Raw genomic sequence first — 16,982 nt, 5'->3', positions numbered from 1 at the left:
AATTTGAAACATTCTATACCAAGAACATTTTGTTGAACGAAGGTATCCGCGCTTGGATGGCTCCCGTCGATCAACCTCACGAAACCTTTATATTCCCTGAGGAGGTATTACCGCGTGGTAACGCTCTCTAATTCATACGTTGGAGGACGCGACCTAGAATCTACTGGGTTCGCGTGGTGGGCAGGTAACGCCCGCTTAATTAACTTGTCTGGTAAGCTGCTGGGCGCTCACGTCGCTCACGCTGGATTGATTGTGTTCTGGGCTGGTGCAATGACCTTGTTTGAGGTTGCACACTTTGTCCCCGAAAAGCCGATGTACGAACAAGGCTTGATTTTGATTCCTCACGTTGCCACCCTCGGTTGGGGTGTTGGTGCGGGTGGAGAAGTCATTGATACTTTTCCGTTCTTCGTTGTCGGTGTTCTGCACCTGATTTCCTCTGCGGTTCTCGGCTTAGGCGGTATTTATCACGCCGTTCGTGGCCCGGAAACCTTAGAAGAATATTCTTCTTTCTTCGGTTACGACTGGAAAGATAAGAACCAAATGACCAACATCATTGGCTATCACTTAATCCTGTTGGGTTGTGGTGCCTTGTTGCTGGTGTTCAAAGCTATGTTCTTTGGCGGTGTCTATGACACTTGGGCGCCTGGTGGTGGAGATGTCCGCATCATCAACAACCCCACGTTGAACCCGGCTGTGATTTTTGGTTATCTCACCAAAGCTCCCTTTGGGGGTGAAGGTTGGATCATCGGTGTTGACAACATGGAAGACATCATCGGTGGTCACATCTGGATTGGTTTAATTTGTATTGCTGGTGGTATCTGGCACATTTTGACCAAGCCTTTTGGTTGGGCGCGTCGTGCCTTCATCTGGTCTGGAGAAGCTTACCTGTCCTACAGCTTAGGCGCTCTGTCCCTGATGGGCTTGATCGCGGCTTCTTATGTGTGGTTCAACAACACTGCTTATCCCAGTGAGTTCTATGGCCCCACAAACGCTGAATCTTCTCAAGCTCAGTCTTTTGTATTCTTAGTTCGTGACCAAAAACTCGGTGCGAACATTGGTTCTGCTCAAGGCCCGACTGGTCTGGGTAAATACCTGATGCGTTCTCCGACAGGTGAAATCATCTTCGGTGGTGAAACCATGCGCTTCTGGGATTTCCGAGGCCCTTGGTTAGAGCCTCTACGTGGGCCGAACGGTCTTGACCTCAACAAGCTCAAGAACGACATCCAACCTTGGCAAATTCGCCGTGCTTCTGAGTACATGACTCATGCTCCTAACGGTTCTATCAACTCGGTAGGCGGTATCATCACAGAAGCTCAAGGTTTCAACTACGTTAACCCCCGTGCGTGGTTAGCAGGCTTCCACTTCATTGTTGGTTTCTTCTTCCTGATCGGACACCTGTGGCACGCTGGCCGCGCTCGTGCTGCTGCTGCTGGTTTCGAGAAAGGAATTGATCGTGAAACTGAACCCGTACTTGCTATGCCTAACCTCGACTAATTCCTCTGGAATTATTGAGTTAGTTGCTTAGTTAAAAGTTAGAATAAACGCCCCGCCTTCACAGGTGGGGTTGTTTTTTTGAGGAATTAATACTTGNCCTGATCGGACACCTGTGGCACGCTGGCCGCGCTCGTGCTGCTGCTGCTGGTTTCGAGAAAGGAATTGATCGTGAAACTGAACCCGTACTTGCTATGCCTAACCTCGACTAATTCCTCTGGAATTATTGAGTTAGTTGCTTAGTTAAAAGTTAGAATAAACGCCCCGCCTTCACAGGTGGGGTTGTTTTTTTGAGGAATTAATACTTGAGCGTTTTACAAAAAGCCAGTTTCTTTTCGGACTCAGAAAATGTTCTATTGTTGAAACTGTTCCTCAGTTTTCACTATCCGGGAATAATGTTAATCTCGAAGTTAATTTGACTCGCGGCTACACCCTGAACTAAGCCAATCAAATCAGCATTTTGACTAAAAATACCTGCTCCTGATCCCAACTCACCTAGATCAATATCACTGATGGTTATATTATCAGTTTCACTCACAAAAATTGCGTCTTCTGCTAGGTCAAAATTGGTAATCAAAGCCAAATCACTCTCTCCTGAACCAACGTAGTAAGAAGGAGAATTAAACCCCAAGGTAAAGATATCACGCCCTTCACCCCCAACTAAAGTATCAATTTCACCAAACCCTGGATTTATAATATTTTGAAAGTCAACTCCAATCAAAATGTCACTGCCTTTATCCCCTGAGACTAAATCATTTCCAGCACCACCCACTACAAAATCATCTCCTTGACCTCCAAATAGTTGATCGTTGCTCTCTCCTCCGTTGACAAGATCATTGCCTAAGTTGCCGAAAAATTGGTCATCTCCCCCTCCAATATCACCAATGAAATCATCTCCTTGACCTCCGAAAATAATATCATTTCCCTCATTTCCATCAAGGATATCAGCACCTTGATTTCCAAAAATAAAGTCATCTCCCCCTAAACCGAGAATTGTGTCATCACCCTCTAAACCGAATAGAGAGTCGCTACCTTGTTCCCCAAATAATTCATCGTTACCGACAGTCCCTAAAATTTCTGCCATGACAAAATCTCCTAAAAGTATCAAACAAGCTTACCTATCTCTGAGTGAGTCTCGCTTATGCAGATTCTGTATGAAGTTGCATTTTATTGATCCCTCCCTAGCCCCCAGAAAAAGATGTATCCCCCCTTTATCCCCCCTTAAAAAGGGTGGCGGGAGTTAGTTGCACTGTTAAACAGAAACGGTATTATGCAGATGTGAAAGTTGGATTAAATCGCACTTTTATTAACTCCTCAACTTCAGGGTTGACAGAAGTTTGGGTTGGGTTGCTGACGCTGAACTCCCGTTTTTGTTGGGTCATAACTCACTAAAATAACGTCTCCTTTCTCATCTCTTATCCAACCCCTCGCCGGAACAATAGTTCTAGAATCAATTGGATGATTATCTCGTTTTTTTGTTTGTTGTGAACGACGTTGGGAGGAACGATTAACTGAAGGAGTAACAGGTTCAATCAGAGACAATTCTAACTCGGGAACTGCAAATAAATCTTGAGTGGGGTTGAATGCAATACCGCCTCGTCCAGTGATAATAAATTGACTGTCTCCTCTTTGTTTGCAGGGGTCTTGAGCGATTAATGCAGCCGGATCAACGACTTGGACTTGAGTTGATTNCTGTCTCCTCTTTGTTTGCAGGGGTCTTGAGCGATTAATGCAGCCGGATCAACGACTTGGACTTGAGTTGATTCTGGCGGGTCAAAATTAAGCGTATCATCAATAGAAAGTTCTCCTGCTGCATTAATAATACTATTTTGAGATTGTAAAATCGCTAGTTCTGAATTACCCAAAGGACGAATATTAATATTACTCCCTCCCGTTGGATCAAACGCACTGGTAACAATTTGGCTATTTTCTAACAACACTAAAAAATTAGAATTAATATCAATATTTCCATCAAACGTTTGACCGCTTTGACTTCCTGCGGCAGAAATTGCGCTTTGACGCCGCACGCTAATATCGGGNTCAAACGTTTGACCGCTTTGACTTCCTGCGGCAGAAATTGCGCTTTGACGCCGCACGCTAATATCGGGTGAATTGATAGTAATATTTCCGCCTTCGCCTGTAACTGAATCTGCAACTATACCTGCTTGTTCTAAGCGAACTTTAGCAGCATTCACTTCCACATTTCCGGGATTCCCAACACCGTCACCATTTACTAGAATAGCAGATTGATTTCTAACTGTTAATTGTTCAGCATCAATCGTTACCGTTCCCCCATTACCCACCCCCGTTTCAGAAACCTCCGCAAGGATAAAAGACCTATCTGTTAGTTGAATATTTTCAGCCTGTACATTCACCGAACCCGCATCTCCAATTCCTGAAGTTGATGTAGACAAGAAAGCTCGATTGCTCAAGGTTAAACGTCCGGTTTCAATAATGATATTTCCACCATTACCTATAGCTCCTTCTTCATTAACTCCAACGATAATTGATGTTCCTTCCCCATCAAGAGCAAGTGATTCTGAGGCTTTAATGAAGACTGTTCCTCCTCGGCGATTAGGGGGAATTTCAAGAGCAGGGGTTTCGGATTCATCTGGTAACGAAATTCCTGAAAAAATTGTGGAATTATTTTGCATTGTAAGTTGTTCCGTTTCAATGGTAATATTTCCTCCATTACCCGCACCTGCCGTTCCACTAGAAACAAAAACTTGGTTATCAAATAACACCTCTTGAGCTTGTATACTAATTGAACCAGAAGAACCCGTTCCCGAACTATTAGTACGAATTACTGCTCCATCTTGTCCGACTAATCTCTGCGCGGTAATTGAAATATTTCCGGTGTTGCCCCCGTTACCAGCTTGAGCGACAATTCGACTACCCAGTGTGGATGGTTCTCCTGTCAATGAAGTAATAATCGCTTGAGTTCCTCTACCGCTAATTTCGATAGTATTGGCACGAATATCAATTGAACCCGAACTGCCTACATCCCCTGAAAAAGTTAATATCAGCGCTCCGTTGAGTATTCTTAATTGGTCTGCTTCGAGTGTGATACTTCCCACGCTACTACCGCTAAATTCTACATTAGTAGATGTTTCGTCTGGTAAATTATTTGTTGCTACAGAAATTAGACTGGGAGATATTCCCCCCCCGATTAACTCAACAACAGAAGCTTGAATATTGATAGAGCCAGCGCTACTGCCGTTTACACTTCTTACTGATATTTCGCCTCCATCTCGAACAGTTAATCGTCCGGTTTCTAAATTGAGAGTTCCTGCGGTTCCTTCACCAGTTGTAAAAACACTTAAACCGCTTCTTGAGTTGAATTCACCCAAATTTAACTCCCCTGCTATCTCTACTTCGTTTGCTTTAATTTGCAGAGAACCTGAACCCCCCTTTCCTGAAACAGAAGTTTGGATGAATCCTCCATCTCGAATTGTTAGTTGATTCGTTGTGATAAAAACATCTCCAGCTTGTCCTGTGTTGAAGCTATTCGCAAAGATGCTTCCTGCCCCTCGAACAGCTAATCTCGGAGTATTGATTATAACGCTACCTGCATTACCACTACCATTTGTTCGAGTATTAATTCGACTAATAACCCCAGTTATTGTTCCCGTTACTTCTACAAACTCGGAAGCATTAACGGTTATATTTCCCATTGAGCCTGTTGATTCTTCATTGACAGCAAGCCGAATATCAGCACCATCCTGAACAACTAAAGTTCCGGTATTAATGGTAAGATTTCCGACATTACCTGTTGCTGAAGTTTCACCTGCTACAATAGAATCGGAAAGATCAATTTGCTGTGCTTCAATCTGAATATTTCCTGCGTTTCCGTTACCTGATGCAGTCAAACTAATCTGTCCATTTATTGCATTAAGTGATGAGGTTGAAATTTCAATATTTCCCCCATCTCCAACAGCGTTTTCTCCAACATCACTGAAAATACCACTATCTGCTAACTCCACCGAATCGGTTGCAAAAATTGAAATTAAACCAGCATTTCCTTGTCCAAAGGTACTGCTTTGAATTCGTCCTCCTTCTGTTAATCGTAATTGTCCAGTTTCTATGTAAATATTTCCTCCATTACCCATCCCTGTTCCATTAACATCAGCAAAAAAACCACTCGGAAATTCACCATCTGCTGTTGTTCCGGTAAGCGCGACGGATGCAGCTTTTACAATGATACTGCCTGCATTTCCTTCCCCGGAAGTTCTAGTAAAAATTTGCGCTCCTTCTGACAGCAATAAATTCCCTGTATTAATTTCAACTATTCCTCCATCACCCCTTGCACCTTGTTCAACATCACTAAAAATAAAACTACTTAATAATTCAACAGAATCTGTCGCTAAAATTGAAATTAAACCAGCATTTCCTTGTCCAAAGGTACTGGATTGAATTCTTGCTCCTTCTGTTAATCGAAATTGTCCAGTTTCTATGTAAATATTTCCTCCATTACCAATACCTGTATCATCGACATCCGCAAAAAAACCACTAATCAACTCACCATCAGCAGAAGTTCCTGTGAGTTCGATATTATCAGCTTTTACAGTTATATTACCTGCATTTCCTTCCCCGGAAGTGCTAGTAATAACTGGTGAACCTTCAGATATCAATAAATTACCCGTATTAATTTCAATTGTTCCCCCATTTCCAACTGCACCTTCTTCGACACTACTCAAAATATTACCATNCAAAAAAACCACTAATCAACTCACCATCAGCAGAAGTTCCTGTGAGTTCGATATTATCAGCTTTTACAGTTATATTACCTGCATTTCCTTCCCCGGAAGTGCTAGTAATAACTGGTGAACCTTCAGATATCAATAAATTACCCGTATTAATTTCAATTGTTCCCCCATTTCCAACTGCACCTTCTTCGACACTACTCAAAATATTACCATCCGATAACTCAACAGAATCCCTAGCTAAAATTGATACTACACCTGCATTTCCTTGTCCAAAAGTCAAAGCACCAAGTCGAGCTTGATTACTCATTACTAATGAGTTTGTGACTATATTAATGTTGCCTGCATTTCCTTCTCCAAAAAGGACTGTACTGAGAAATGCTCCATTATTCATTGAGAGTGAATTAGCTGTGATGTTAATATCTCCAGGTTGACCGATTCCATCAATGTTAATACTGTTTCCAATTGAACTGCCTGCACCTGTTATCAAAACATTATCCTGAACATTAATATTAACATCCCCACCTTCCGCTTCAATAGAACCCAATCCATTATCTATTCCCGCTCGAATAACACTACCACCCGATATCTCAACATTTCTTGCATTAATATTAACGTCTCCGCCTCCATCCGCACGAACGTTTATTTGTGATTCATTGGTTAACGCTACATTTCCCCGTTGAATATTATCGGGAAAGGTGAAACTATTATCANTAATGTTCAGGATAATGTTTTGATAACAGGTGCAGGCAGTTCAATTGGAAACAGTATTAACATTGATGGAATCGGTCAACCTGGAGATATTAACATCCCCACCTTCCGCTTCAATAGAACCCAATCCATTATCTATTCCCGCTCGAATAACACTACCACCCGATATCTCAACATTTCTTGCATTAATATTAACGTCTCCGCCTCCATCCGCACGAACGTTTATTTGTGATTCATTGGTTAACGCTACATTTCCCCGTTGAATATTATCGGGAAAGGTGAAACTATTATCAGGATTAATTTGTACAATTCCCGGTTCTGATAATCCTCCTAATTGAATTCGACTCCCTGGAGAAATGGCAACGCCTCCATCAAATATTACATCTCCGCCTATTAATGCTAAGGTTTGATTTCTGGGAACGTTTAAGCCTTGCGGAATCAGAAATCCTGCATCATTTCTTAACGGACTTTCATCCAACCGAACGAGTTGTGGTAACGTTTGATTAACAATAGCCCCAGGATTTTCCCTAATATTCAAACCCAACGGCATATTTATCGTTAATAATGGCGGTGCTTGGGGGTTAGATGCTGCAAATTCAAAGCCATTTTCAAATAAGATTCCATCGGCTGTTGTGGCAAAAAATGAACCGCCTACATCTAATCTGGCATTGGGTCCAAAAACTATCCCCGCAGGATTAATTAAAAATAGGTTAGCATTCCCTAAAACCCCTAACGTTCCGAGGATTTCTGAGATATTCCCCCCGGTAACGCGAGTTAGTATATTAATAATATTATCGGGATTAGAAAAATAAGCCCCCCGTCCCTCTCTAATATTAAATTCTTGAAAACTATGAAATAAGTTAGACCCCCGAACCGCTCCCCCGTCTATGCGATCGCTATTAATTCCGCGTATGTTAACATTAGGAGTAACTACCGAGTTTTCTGAACCGAGTGTGTTATCGGGGACTATTTGTGCTAGGGCTGTTGATGGAGAGGTAGCGAGAACAAAACCCGAAATCCCTATCATTAAACCCGGAGTAAATGAGAGTTTTACGGAGTGAAAAAACATGATTTTATCCGGCAGTAGATTGAGATGAAAAAGAGTTTGATTGAGAAATAAAGTAATTCATCCTGCACCCTTGANGTAGCGAGAACAAAACCCGAAATCCCTATCATTAAACCCGGAGTAAATGAGAGTTTTACGGAGTGAAAAAACATGATTTTATCCGGCAGTAGATTGAGATGAAAAAGAGTTTGATTGAGAAATAAAGTAATTCATCCTGCACCCTTGACTCAGTAATACTTGTAAATTAAAAAGGGATTAGAGTGAGGAAAATCTAAAGGAGATTTAGCAGCGATCGCCTTTTTGAGTTTTCTTTTTCCCTAATCCCTAATGTTTAGACAATTGAACGATGCAATTGAATTATGCAACCGATACAACTTCAGAAATTTCGGGAATTTTTTCCCGTAAACGACGCTCAATTCCCATTTTTAACGTCATCGTTGAACTAGGGCAAGACCCACAAGCCCCTTGCAGACGTAATCGCACAATCGGGCCATCGAGTTCGACGATCTCAACGTTACCGCCATCGGCCATGAGATAGGGGCGAAGTTCATCTAGAACGGTTTCAACATTTTCTGGGGTTAAAGCTAGAGTTGTCATGGCTTACCTATTGATTTTATTTCAGAACTTCAAAACGATCAACCTAAACTCATCTTAATCGTAACATCACAAAAGAAACATTAAGACTTCAAAATTTAGCTGACTGTTGCAGGTTCTAACAGTTTGATATTGGAATAGTTGAACTCGGTTGTTGTTACTGTTCCATTTTCCTTGGAATGAACCACTTGACGAGTCATCACATAGTAATCGCCAATTTTTTCAAACTTATCCTCAAATTCCAATTCTCGCATGATTTCATTGGTTTGGGGATTGCGGAAAACCGCATCGTAGTGACTCGCAGCATAACCTTCCCCGGTATCAAGGCTTTCGTGGGTATTGATGACAAACGCCATCCGCCCCATTACCCGACTGACCAAACAAATTTGATCGCCTCGGACTTTGTAGTTGGAACCCATCGAGTCCCCTTGAACTAAAATCTCTACAGCGCCCGTCTCGTCTTTTTCGCCAAAACTAAAGCTATTTTTGCCGTGAGAGTCTTCAAAGGAAGTGCGTTTGCGGTGTGTGATAATATCGCGTAATTGAGTGTAAACGCTTTGTTTCACCTCTTCATCTTCAATCCCCGTTATTTCTGCACTCATGTCAGGATTGATACGAATCTGACCATTGTAAACCTCCGATCCCTGCTTGAGTTCAATGTCAGCACTATAACCGGGGAAATTGGAGTCCCAGGTGTAGCGGTGTTCGTAAGCCGCTTTAAAAAGGTCACGAGCGTTTGTTGATTCGGTCATGGAAGTGTGGTCGTCAAAAACTAACGTCTATCTATTATATAATTTTCGGANTTGAGTTCAATGTCAGCACTATAACCGGGGAAATTGGAGTCCCAGGTGTAGCGGTGTTCGTAAGCCGCTTTAAAAAGGTCACGAGCGTTTGTTGATTCGGTCATGGAAGTGTGGTCGTCAAAAACTAACGTCTATCTATTATATAATAGACATTGAGTTTTATCAGAATTTACAATTATTCCCTCTCAAAAGAAATTAAATCTTGAACTTCAAGGAAAAAAAAGGCATAATTTCTCCGTCTAATTAACTCGGTAAAGTCACCCTAAAAATAGTAATTTTACTCTCCATTAAAAACTCGTATTTTTATCAAAAAATTATCATGTCTCAACGTCCAATCTATCTCGATAACAACGCAACAACACCCCTAGATAAACGGGTGTTAGAAGCGATGATTCCCTATTTTACCGAACAGTTTGGCAATCCGGCCAGTGTTAATCATCTTTACGGTTGGGAAGCCGAAGCCGCAGTTAAACAAGCCCGAGAAATCTTAGCAAATGCTATTAACGCGACACCCGAAGAAATTATCTTTACAAGCGGTGCAACAGAATCGGATAATTTAGCCATCAAAGGCATCGCTGAAACCTATTTTAGCAAAGGTCGTCATCTGATTACTGTTGTTAGCGAACATAACGCTGTTCTTGATCCGTTACACTATTTAGAAAAACTTGGCTTTGAATTAACTTTACTTCCCGTTCAAACGGATGGTTTAATTGACCTCAACTTAGTTGAAAAAGCCTTTCGTCCTGATACCATCCTCCTCTCAATGATGGCGGCGAATAACGAAATTGGCGTCTTACAACCCTTAGCTGAAATTGGGGCGATGTGTCGCGATCGCAATATTTTCTTTCATACCGACGCCGCACAAGCTTTGGGTAAAATTCCTCTAGATGTTGAGGAAATGAAGATTGATTTAATGTCATTAACGGCCCATAAAATTTACGGCCCAAAAGGCATCGGCGCCCTCTATGTTCGTCGTCGCAACCCCAGAGTTAAACTCGCCCCTCAACTGCATGGAGGCGGACATGAACGAGGAATGCGATCGGGTACATTATACACCCCTCAAATTGTTGGTTTTGCCAAAGCGGTTGAACTTGCGTTAACAGAAATCACCTCAGAAACCCAACGTTTAATAAAATTACGACAACAACTTTGGGAAAAATTAGCAACGCTTGGGGATATTTATCTCAACGGACACCCCAGCCAACGTTTACCTGGAAATTTGAATGTGAGTGTCGCAGGAGTCGATGGTCAAGCATTACTTTTAGGACTACAACCTGTAATGGCGGTTTCCTCCGGTTCCGCTTGTACTTCCGCCAAAATAGAACCTTCTCATGTTTTAGCGGCTTTAGGACGTTCCGATGCGTTAGCTTATGCTTCTATTCGCTTTGGTATCGGTCGGTTTAATACACCCGAAGACATTGATCAAGTCGCCGAACACACTATTTCTACAATTCAAGCTTTACGGAAAGTTCAAAACACAAAATTCCTGGCGAAAAATGGTTCAGGAGTTCCTCAGTCTTCTAGCTAATTTTTCGGTTTTCCTCCCCTTAAGTTCGGTTTTCCTCCCTAAAATTAAACCTTCAGAATCAGTGTGGAAACCTCGCCTTTAAGGTGGGGTTCTCTACTCTTTAAGATGGCTGATTTTCCCTGCATGATTAAAACTGTAAGCAAGAAAAACAAAACTGACTTGGAGAAAACAATATGATGTTAGTTACTCGTTACAACCTCTTCGCTGAAGTCGAAAAAATGCAACAGCAATTTGATCATCTCTTTACAGAAATTACCACAGCCACAACAGAGACCCATTGGACTCCCGCAGTTGAGTTACAAGAAAAGTCTGATCACTTGATTTTACGGGCGATCATTCCGGGTTTAGATAGTGAAACCCTCGATATTCAAGTGACAAAGAAAGCCATTGTCTTCTCGGGAAAAACAGCAAATCCCCAACTGAGTGAAGGAGAAAAATGTCTCTTCAGTGAATTCCCAGTGGGTGAATTTCGTCGGGTCATTGCTTTACCAGAAGCGATTATCAATACCGAAGTTAAAGCCGATTATACCAACGGGATTTTAACCCTGACTTTACCGAAAGTTCCTGAAGTTGTCAATCGGGTTGTCAAGGTTAACTTAATGGAAACCCATCAAGCAGAAGAGTTAGAAGCCTCTGACGTTCAATAACTCCAAATGACCTGTAGGATAGGTAGGGTACGTCAAACTCGTTGATTTCATAGAAGAAAAAACGGTGATCATTTGACAAACCCTACTCTTTTTTATAAACTTAATCTACAGTTCGATACCAAAGTTTATTATCAGAAGTCGCAGCGTATAATTTTCCATCCATTCCCGCCATTGCCACAACGTTATTCCCATGACCGATTTCTTGCCATTTTATCCCGTCAGGAGTGAAATTAACCAGCCAAAGTTTATGATCAAAAGTAACGGCATAGAGTTGATTATTTGTGGCGGCTAAAGCCATCACAGAAATGCCTTTTCCAATCGGTTTCCAATTCAGATTAATTTGACCATCTCGAACCCAAAATTTATCATCTGAAGTCACTGCATAGAGTTGATCATTCATAGCAGTCATTGTTACCACATTCTGAGCAGAAGCGATCGCTTGCCAACCCATATCTTCTGTTATAATAGCTCTCATCCACAGTTGACCTTCAGATGTCGCAGCATAGAGTTTTTCATTCATTGCCGCCATTGCAACTACGTTATTCGCATGACCAATAACTTGCCAGTTAATATCACCGGGAATAGCGACTCGTACCCAAAGTTTATTTTCGGAAGTTGCAGCATAAAGCGCTCCATTGAATGCCGTCATTGCAACAATATTATTGGCATGACCAATAACTTGCCAATTGGCTGAATTAATACTCATCGTGAGTGATCCTTCTATATCCTATTAATAAGACCAATCCAGTATATGTTAGGATACTTCCGGAAAGGTTAATCAACTTTCTAGATTAACAGCTCTTTTAGAGACCAACCATTTGAACTTGACAAAGGGGGTAAATATGGCCCGAGGCGATCAAATTTATGCTTATCGAGAATTTTTAAATTTAGATGGCGTTTATGAGCATCATGGAATAGACTGTGGAGATGGTACCGTCATTCACTATCGCAAACCGAGTGAAGTGATTGAACGAACTTCTCTAGAAACGTTTGCGCGGGGAGGTCTAATTTATATTAGACCTTATCCTGTGCGTTATATTCCTGATACCGTAATTCAACGAGCCGAGAGTCGTTTGGGAGAGCGCAAATATAATCTATTATTCAACAACTGCGAACATTTTGCGACCTGGTGCGTGACGGGTGTTAATGATAGTCGTCAAATTAGAAATTTTGTTCCGCTTCTCAATCAAATTGATGTTGATCAATGGTATCGACCCATTCAAGAAGCTTTAACCGGGATTAAAAAAGATAATGCACCCCTCTTATTAGATAAAGCATTAGGCGACATCCGCACGGCTTGGGATGATGTTCATCCTCAATATAAACAAGCTCTCGAAGAAATGAAGAGTNATGTGTATAATGAACAACTATTAATCAACACCTGCGATCATTTTGCGACCTGTCGCGTGACGGGTGTTAATGATAGTCGTCAAATTAGAAATTTTGTTCCGCTTCTCAATCAAATTGATGTTGATCAATGGTATCGACCCATTCAAGAAGCTTTAACCGGGATTAAAAAAGATAATGCACCCCTCTTATTAGATAAAGCATTAGGCGACATCCGCACGGCTTGGGATGATGTTCATCCTCAATATAAACAAGCTCTCGAAGAAATGAAGAGTTGGCAAAAAGTTGCGAAGGAAGCTTTAAAACGGAATCGAGAAGATTTAGCTCGTCAAGCTTTGCAACGAAAGATTTTTTATGAAAAACGCGCTCAAGAACTTGAAGAAAACTTAGAGAATTTAGCCGCAATGACTCAAACTTTAATTATTAATCAGAAAAACTTACAAATTCTTTAGAAAGCCTAGCTGCTGATTGAGAATCTTTCATCTTCAAATCATTAATTCAGTTAAATGTTTACACCGTAAATTGCTCAGATATTGTTTGAAAAAAATATTGGCAGCAAATCTATCACGAATTTAAGCCTTGTTATCTGTAGCAAATATTGAAGGATTTCAGAGAACTCCCCTCGCCATTGATTAAGAGTCCTGATCAACAGACAATTTCGTTAATTTTCAGGGGGGTGGCTTGATGATTTTATAGAATGGGTTAGAGTTTAATATTAATACCAAATTCGATTGCTAGAGTAGCACTTTAAATTCCTCCCAAATTTTGCATGAACGCAAGATGGCCTTTTGCCTTTTGCCTTTTGCCTTTTGCCTTACCTGATTGATTATTGATTGCAGTCCGGATGAATTGCACCTTGATTGCACAGATAGTTAATTTGCTCTGAACTGAGATTTTTACTCTTAGAAAAATTAACTCCTTTCATGCGATTTGATTGAGTCTGAGTTCCCACATCTTCAATAAATGGGTCTGGATTTTTCTGTTCCGGCTTACTCCAAGAAAAGACTGCCCCTTGAAAATCTGCACCCCTTAAATTTGCTCCTTTCAAACTCACTAAACTCAAATCAGCCTTTTGTAAATTGGCATTTCGCAAGTCAGCATTTCTAAAGTTCGCACCTGTGAGTAAACTCGAACTCAAGTCAGCATTCTTTAAATTCGCCCCCTTCAAATCTGCACCAGAAAGATCAGCATTTTGTAACAGACTGTCCTCTAAATTAGCAGAAATGAACAAAGCGCCTTGAGCATTCATCTGATTCAGGCTGGCATTTCTAAGATTAGCATTAGACAGGTTCGCATTCGCTAAATCGGCGCCTGTTAATTTAGCCTCTTTTAGCTTCGTTTCTGCTAAATTCGCTCCGATTAATTTAGCACTGCTGAGGTTAACTCCGGTTAAATCCGCTTGAGATAAATCGGCTTTATTTAAAGTGGCTTTGAGGAGATTCGCCCGTTTCATATCAATATGACTGAGAAAAGCACCGCTCAAATTGGCTTCCGTTAAATCCGCGCCGCTTAAGTCAGAAATCCAATCATCAAATGTACCGTACCGACCATCTTCACCCGTGCCATAAAAGGTACTATTTTTGAAGTTAGCATTGTTGAGAATACTGCTTCTAAAATTAAAACCAGATAAGTCAATTTGCTCCAGAATTAATGTAAATTGGGTCGGAGGTGTCGTGGATTGACCTAAATTAACACGACTGAGATCAATATTGTGAATGTTTCCTTCGTGAACCGTGAGAATTTTGGCGATCGCTCTTTGGGTGGCTTGCTGACGTTGAGCAACGAGCTGTTTATCTTTCGCATTTGCCCCAAATTGCATTGATTCTAAATCATTTTTCAGGGCTTGATTTAACTGTCGCAAATAGGGCAGAGCTTCTGGCCCTGTACTCACGAGCGCTTGTTGAGCCGAGTCTAATAAAAGAGGATTACTTTCTTGTCCCAAATAATCAACTAATAAGGGAATGGCACGGGAATCATTCAACGTTCCCAAGGCTAAAATCGCCCCTCGACGTTGAGCCGGATCAGTGGGCGCACTGGGCGAAAGTTTGCTGACCAAGGCTAAAAACACTTCATTATCTTGGTGTTTAAATTCCCGACGATTGGCTTGATTTTGAATATAAACCTGAGTTCCGACAAACGTTCCCAATACCGCCGCCATACTCGCACTACTCACCGCTATTAGAGTCGTTCCGGGATGTTGGCGCATCCAAGCCCAGAGGTTGATCGCCGTCCCCCCTTTTTCCGAGCGGAAGACAATCGCCCGAACTGCTTCTTGAGAGCTACTCCAGTCGTAGCTGGTAAAGGGATTAGAACTCGGAAGATGAACTTCTCGCACCCTCGTTCCCGCCCAAAGATCATGTCCCGTTCGACCCTGGAGGCGTTTAGCGATTAACCCATCAGCCAATATCATCAAACCCGATAAGCCTGTGAGGATGACTAAATTCGGGAAAGCCCCTGTTGCTCGCCAAATGATATAGGCAATTCCCACCGGAATTCCCCAACGCCCCACACTCTCACGATAAAAAGCCCGCAGCAAGCCCGGAGGAGCGATAGAAGACCCATTAATCACCTGTACCCCAAACCACCGTTTGGGTAGAGTTTGTCCGCGTGTGGCTAATAAATAAACCTGCCATCCCCCGATAACGGTGGGTGTCAACAACGCCCCCCACCAAAAGAGATTCGTTAAAGGATTGACTTGGGGATTGCGATCGCGCACAGGTAAGCCTAATGTCGCGCCGACAGCTTGGCCTGTGGTGCGGAGAACCGGATTGAGAGGCACGCTTGGAGTACGGTTAGCTAAGGCACCCAGACTGTAGGGAATCACCCCACTGACGACGACTAATGAAACTTCGACAGCCCAAGCCCCGCACCTACGAACCCACAGGGGAAGTTGTCTGACTTGAAGAGGCCAAGACGGATCGGATGAATGAATCTCTGTATCTCTGCTTGCTGTTGGGCTGGTCATAGTTGAGTTGTTGATAACGGGCTAAACAAGAATTCTCTATTTTGAGAATTTGGATGATTTAAAGATTTTGTATNTGGAGTAAGGGTAGCTAAGGCGACCAGACTGTAGGGAATCATAAGAACAATCTAGGCTAATGAAACGTCGACAGCCCAAGCCCCGCACCTACGAACCCACAGGGGAAGTTGTCTGACTTGAAGAGGCCAAGACGGATCGGATGAATGAATCTCTGTATCTCTGCTTGCTGTTGGGCTGGTCATAGTTGAGTTGTTGATAACGGGCTAAACAAGAATTCTCTATTTTGAGAATTTGGATGATTTAAAGATTTTGTATCCTATGTACACGATTCCCCCAACAACTGCAAGACTTATAGCTAAAGAAATTAATTCCGCCAGAGTCCGCAGTAGGGTTAACCCCATTGCCAAACCGACGACAACAATAGCCGCTTGTCCAAGTTTGGGAAGTTCTTTAAACCAGACCAGGAACTGATTATAGAGGGTTTTGACGGTTTCGATGAAATTGGGGCTTGAACTACTACTACTGACCGGCTGAGGTTGCTTGAGTTCGGCTTCTAGCTCTTCTAATCTGCGCTTCACGTTAGGATCGTCTTGTGGGTAATTCATAGGAGTTTGTTTGATGGAGTTTTAAAGGTTCAAGTTCAAAGTTGACAACCAGGAGAGATTCCGATGAGTTGAGGTTTTAGGGTCTTGCTTGAAAATTTTAAGAGATTTAGGCACAGACTGTTGATACAGAAGGTTACAAAAATTGATCTTTTTCATCAAGGTCTAACTCGACTCCGCAAACTCACCTGCTTAAGTTCTTGACTTTCTGTATTTTACTGAGGGCTTTGTTGCTATTGAGAGGAGGAAAAAATGAAGTTAGGCTATTTGGCTGTTGTTGCACTGACTGTTGCCATCCATTTGGGAACGCCTGATCTCGCCCTTGCAGACCGACAAACCCTTACTCCTGGGGCATCTTTGACGGCTGCGGGGACTTCGGGTGGACAAAGTAATAGCGGAGATTGTGGTTTTGTTGCTGCCGCCCCCAATCATACCATTGATGTTGCTGAAGATTTAGCCTATGTGCTAATTCGGGTACAAACTTCAGGATCGCCAACCTTGTTGATCGAG

General features: G+C 42.2%; 13 protein-coding genes and 3 pseudogenes. 8 read left to right on the top strand and 8 right to left on the bottom strand.

Annotated features, from left to right (window positions below):
- The 3 genes and pseudogenes from WN50_RS32015 to WN50_RS33900 all read left to right on the top strand — a co-directional run.
- Positions 1-131, top strand: a pseudogene (locus WN50_RS32015) (photosystem II D2 protein (photosystem q(a) protein)); the annotation flags it as partial.
- On the top strand, positions 115-1,494 hold the full coding sequence (psbC, locus tag WN50_RS09530) for a photosystem II reaction center protein CP43 (RefSeq protein ID WP_046280681.1): 1,380 nt from the start codon (positions 115-117) through the stop codon (positions 1,492-1,494). The pseudogene WN50_RS32015 and the gene psbC, both read left to right, overlap by 17 nt.
- Before the next feature lie 97 nt (positions 1,495-1,591).
- The coding region (locus WN50_RS33900) for a hypothetical protein (protein ID WP_152964758.1) at positions 1,592-1,703 on the top strand (112 nt) is incomplete at its 5' end.
- A 170-nt stretch (positions 1,704-1,873) separates the two neighbouring features.
- Here the strand turns inward: WN50_RS33900 and WN50_RS09525 are convergent.
- The 5 genes from WN50_RS09525 to WN50_RS33895 all read right to left on the bottom strand — a co-directional run.
- Positions 1,874-2,575 carry a calcium-binding protein gene (locus tag WN50_RS09525; protein WP_046280682.1) on the bottom strand — a complete coding sequence of 234 codons (702 nt, stop codon included), beginning with the start codon at positions 2,573-2,575 and terminating at the stop codon, positions 1,874-1,876.
- 4,373 nt (positions 2,576-6,948) lie between these two features.
- Positions 6,949-7,974, bottom strand: coding sequence for a filamentous hemagglutinin N-terminal domain-containing protein (locus tag WN50_RS09505; RefSeq protein WP_049558895.1), 1,026 nt, complete (start codon positions 7,972-7,974; stop codon positions 6,949-6,951).
- A gap of 354 nt (positions 7,975-8,328) precedes the next feature.
- Complete coding sequence (locus tag WN50_RS09500) at positions 8,329-8,568, bottom strand: NifU family protein (RefSeq protein ID WP_046279480.1); 240 nt, start codon at positions 8,566-8,568, stop codon at positions 8,329-8,331.
- A 95-nt stretch (positions 8,569-8,663) separates the two neighbouring features.
- Complete coding sequence (locus tag WN50_RS09495) at positions 8,664-9,317, bottom strand: DUF3386 domain-containing protein (protein ID WP_046279479.1); 654 nt, start codon at positions 9,315-9,317, stop codon at positions 8,664-8,666.
- 51 nt (positions 9,318-9,368) lie between these two features.
- Positions 9,369-9,472 (bottom strand): DUF3386 family protein (locus WN50_RS33895; protein WP_152964757.1); only part of this gene is annotated, 104 nt, incomplete at its 3' end.
- 215 nt (positions 9,473-9,687) lie between these two features.
- On the opposite strand from WN50_RS33895, the gene WN50_RS09490 reads away from it, so the two are divergent.
- Both WN50_RS09490 and WN50_RS09485 read left to right on the top strand, forming a co-directional pair.
- A complete protein-coding gene (locus tag WN50_RS09490; protein WP_046279478.1) occupies positions 9,688-10,896 on the top strand; it encodes an IscS subfamily cysteine desulfurase in 1,209 nt (402 codons plus the stop codon).
- Positions 10,897-11,069: 173 nt separating this feature from the next.
- Positions 11,070-11,543, top strand: coding sequence for an Hsp20/alpha crystallin family protein (locus WN50_RS09485; protein ID WP_049558892.1), 474 nt, complete (start codon positions 11,070-11,072; stop codon positions 11,541-11,543).
- Between the two features lie 100 nt (positions 11,544-11,643).
- On the opposite strand, the gene WN50_RS09480 is transcribed toward WN50_RS09485, so the two are convergent.
- Positions 11,644-12,249, bottom strand: a complete 606-nt coding sequence (locus WN50_RS09480) for a hypothetical protein (protein WP_046279477.1) — start codon at positions 12,247-12,249, stop codon at positions 11,644-11,646.
- Between the two features lie 136 nt (positions 12,250-12,385).
- Between WN50_RS09480 and WN50_RS35950 the strand changes: the two are divergent.
- Positions 12,386-12,892, top strand: a pseudogene (locus tag WN50_RS35950) (lecithin retinol acyltransferase family protein); the annotation flags it as partial.
- Positions 12,893-12,895: 3 nt separating this feature from the next.
- Complete coding sequence (locus WN50_RS37445; RefSeq protein WP_425354793.1) at positions 12,896-13,342, top strand: PspA/IM30 family protein; 447 nt, start codon at positions 12,896-12,898, stop codon at positions 13,340-13,342.
- Positions 13,343-13,716: 374 nt separating this feature from the next.
- On the opposite strand, the gene WN50_RS09470 is transcribed toward WN50_RS37445, so the two are convergent.
- Together WN50_RS09470 and WN50_RS09465 are read right to left on the bottom strand one after the other, a co-directional pair.
- Positions 13,717-15,855, bottom strand: a complete 2,139-nt coding sequence (locus tag WN50_RS09470) for a pentapeptide repeat-containing protein (protein WP_046279475.1) — start codon at positions 15,853-15,855, stop codon at positions 13,717-13,719.
- A 293-nt stretch (positions 15,856-16,148) separates the two neighbouring features.
- Positions 16,149-16,475: a hypothetical protein gene (locus WN50_RS09465; protein ID WP_046279474.1), complete on the bottom strand. Its 327-nt coding sequence runs from the start codon at positions 16,473-16,475 to the stop codon at positions 16,149-16,151.
- A 249-nt stretch (positions 16,476-16,724) separates the two neighbouring features.
- Here WN50_RS09465 and WN50_RS09460 point away from each other — a divergent pair.
- Positions 16,725-16,982, top strand: a pseudogene (locus WN50_RS09460) (hypothetical protein); the annotation flags it as partial.

It is taken from the genome of Limnoraphis robusta CS-951, from assembly GCF_000972705.2.
This window is presented reverse-complemented; position numbering and strand designations above follow the sequence as displayed.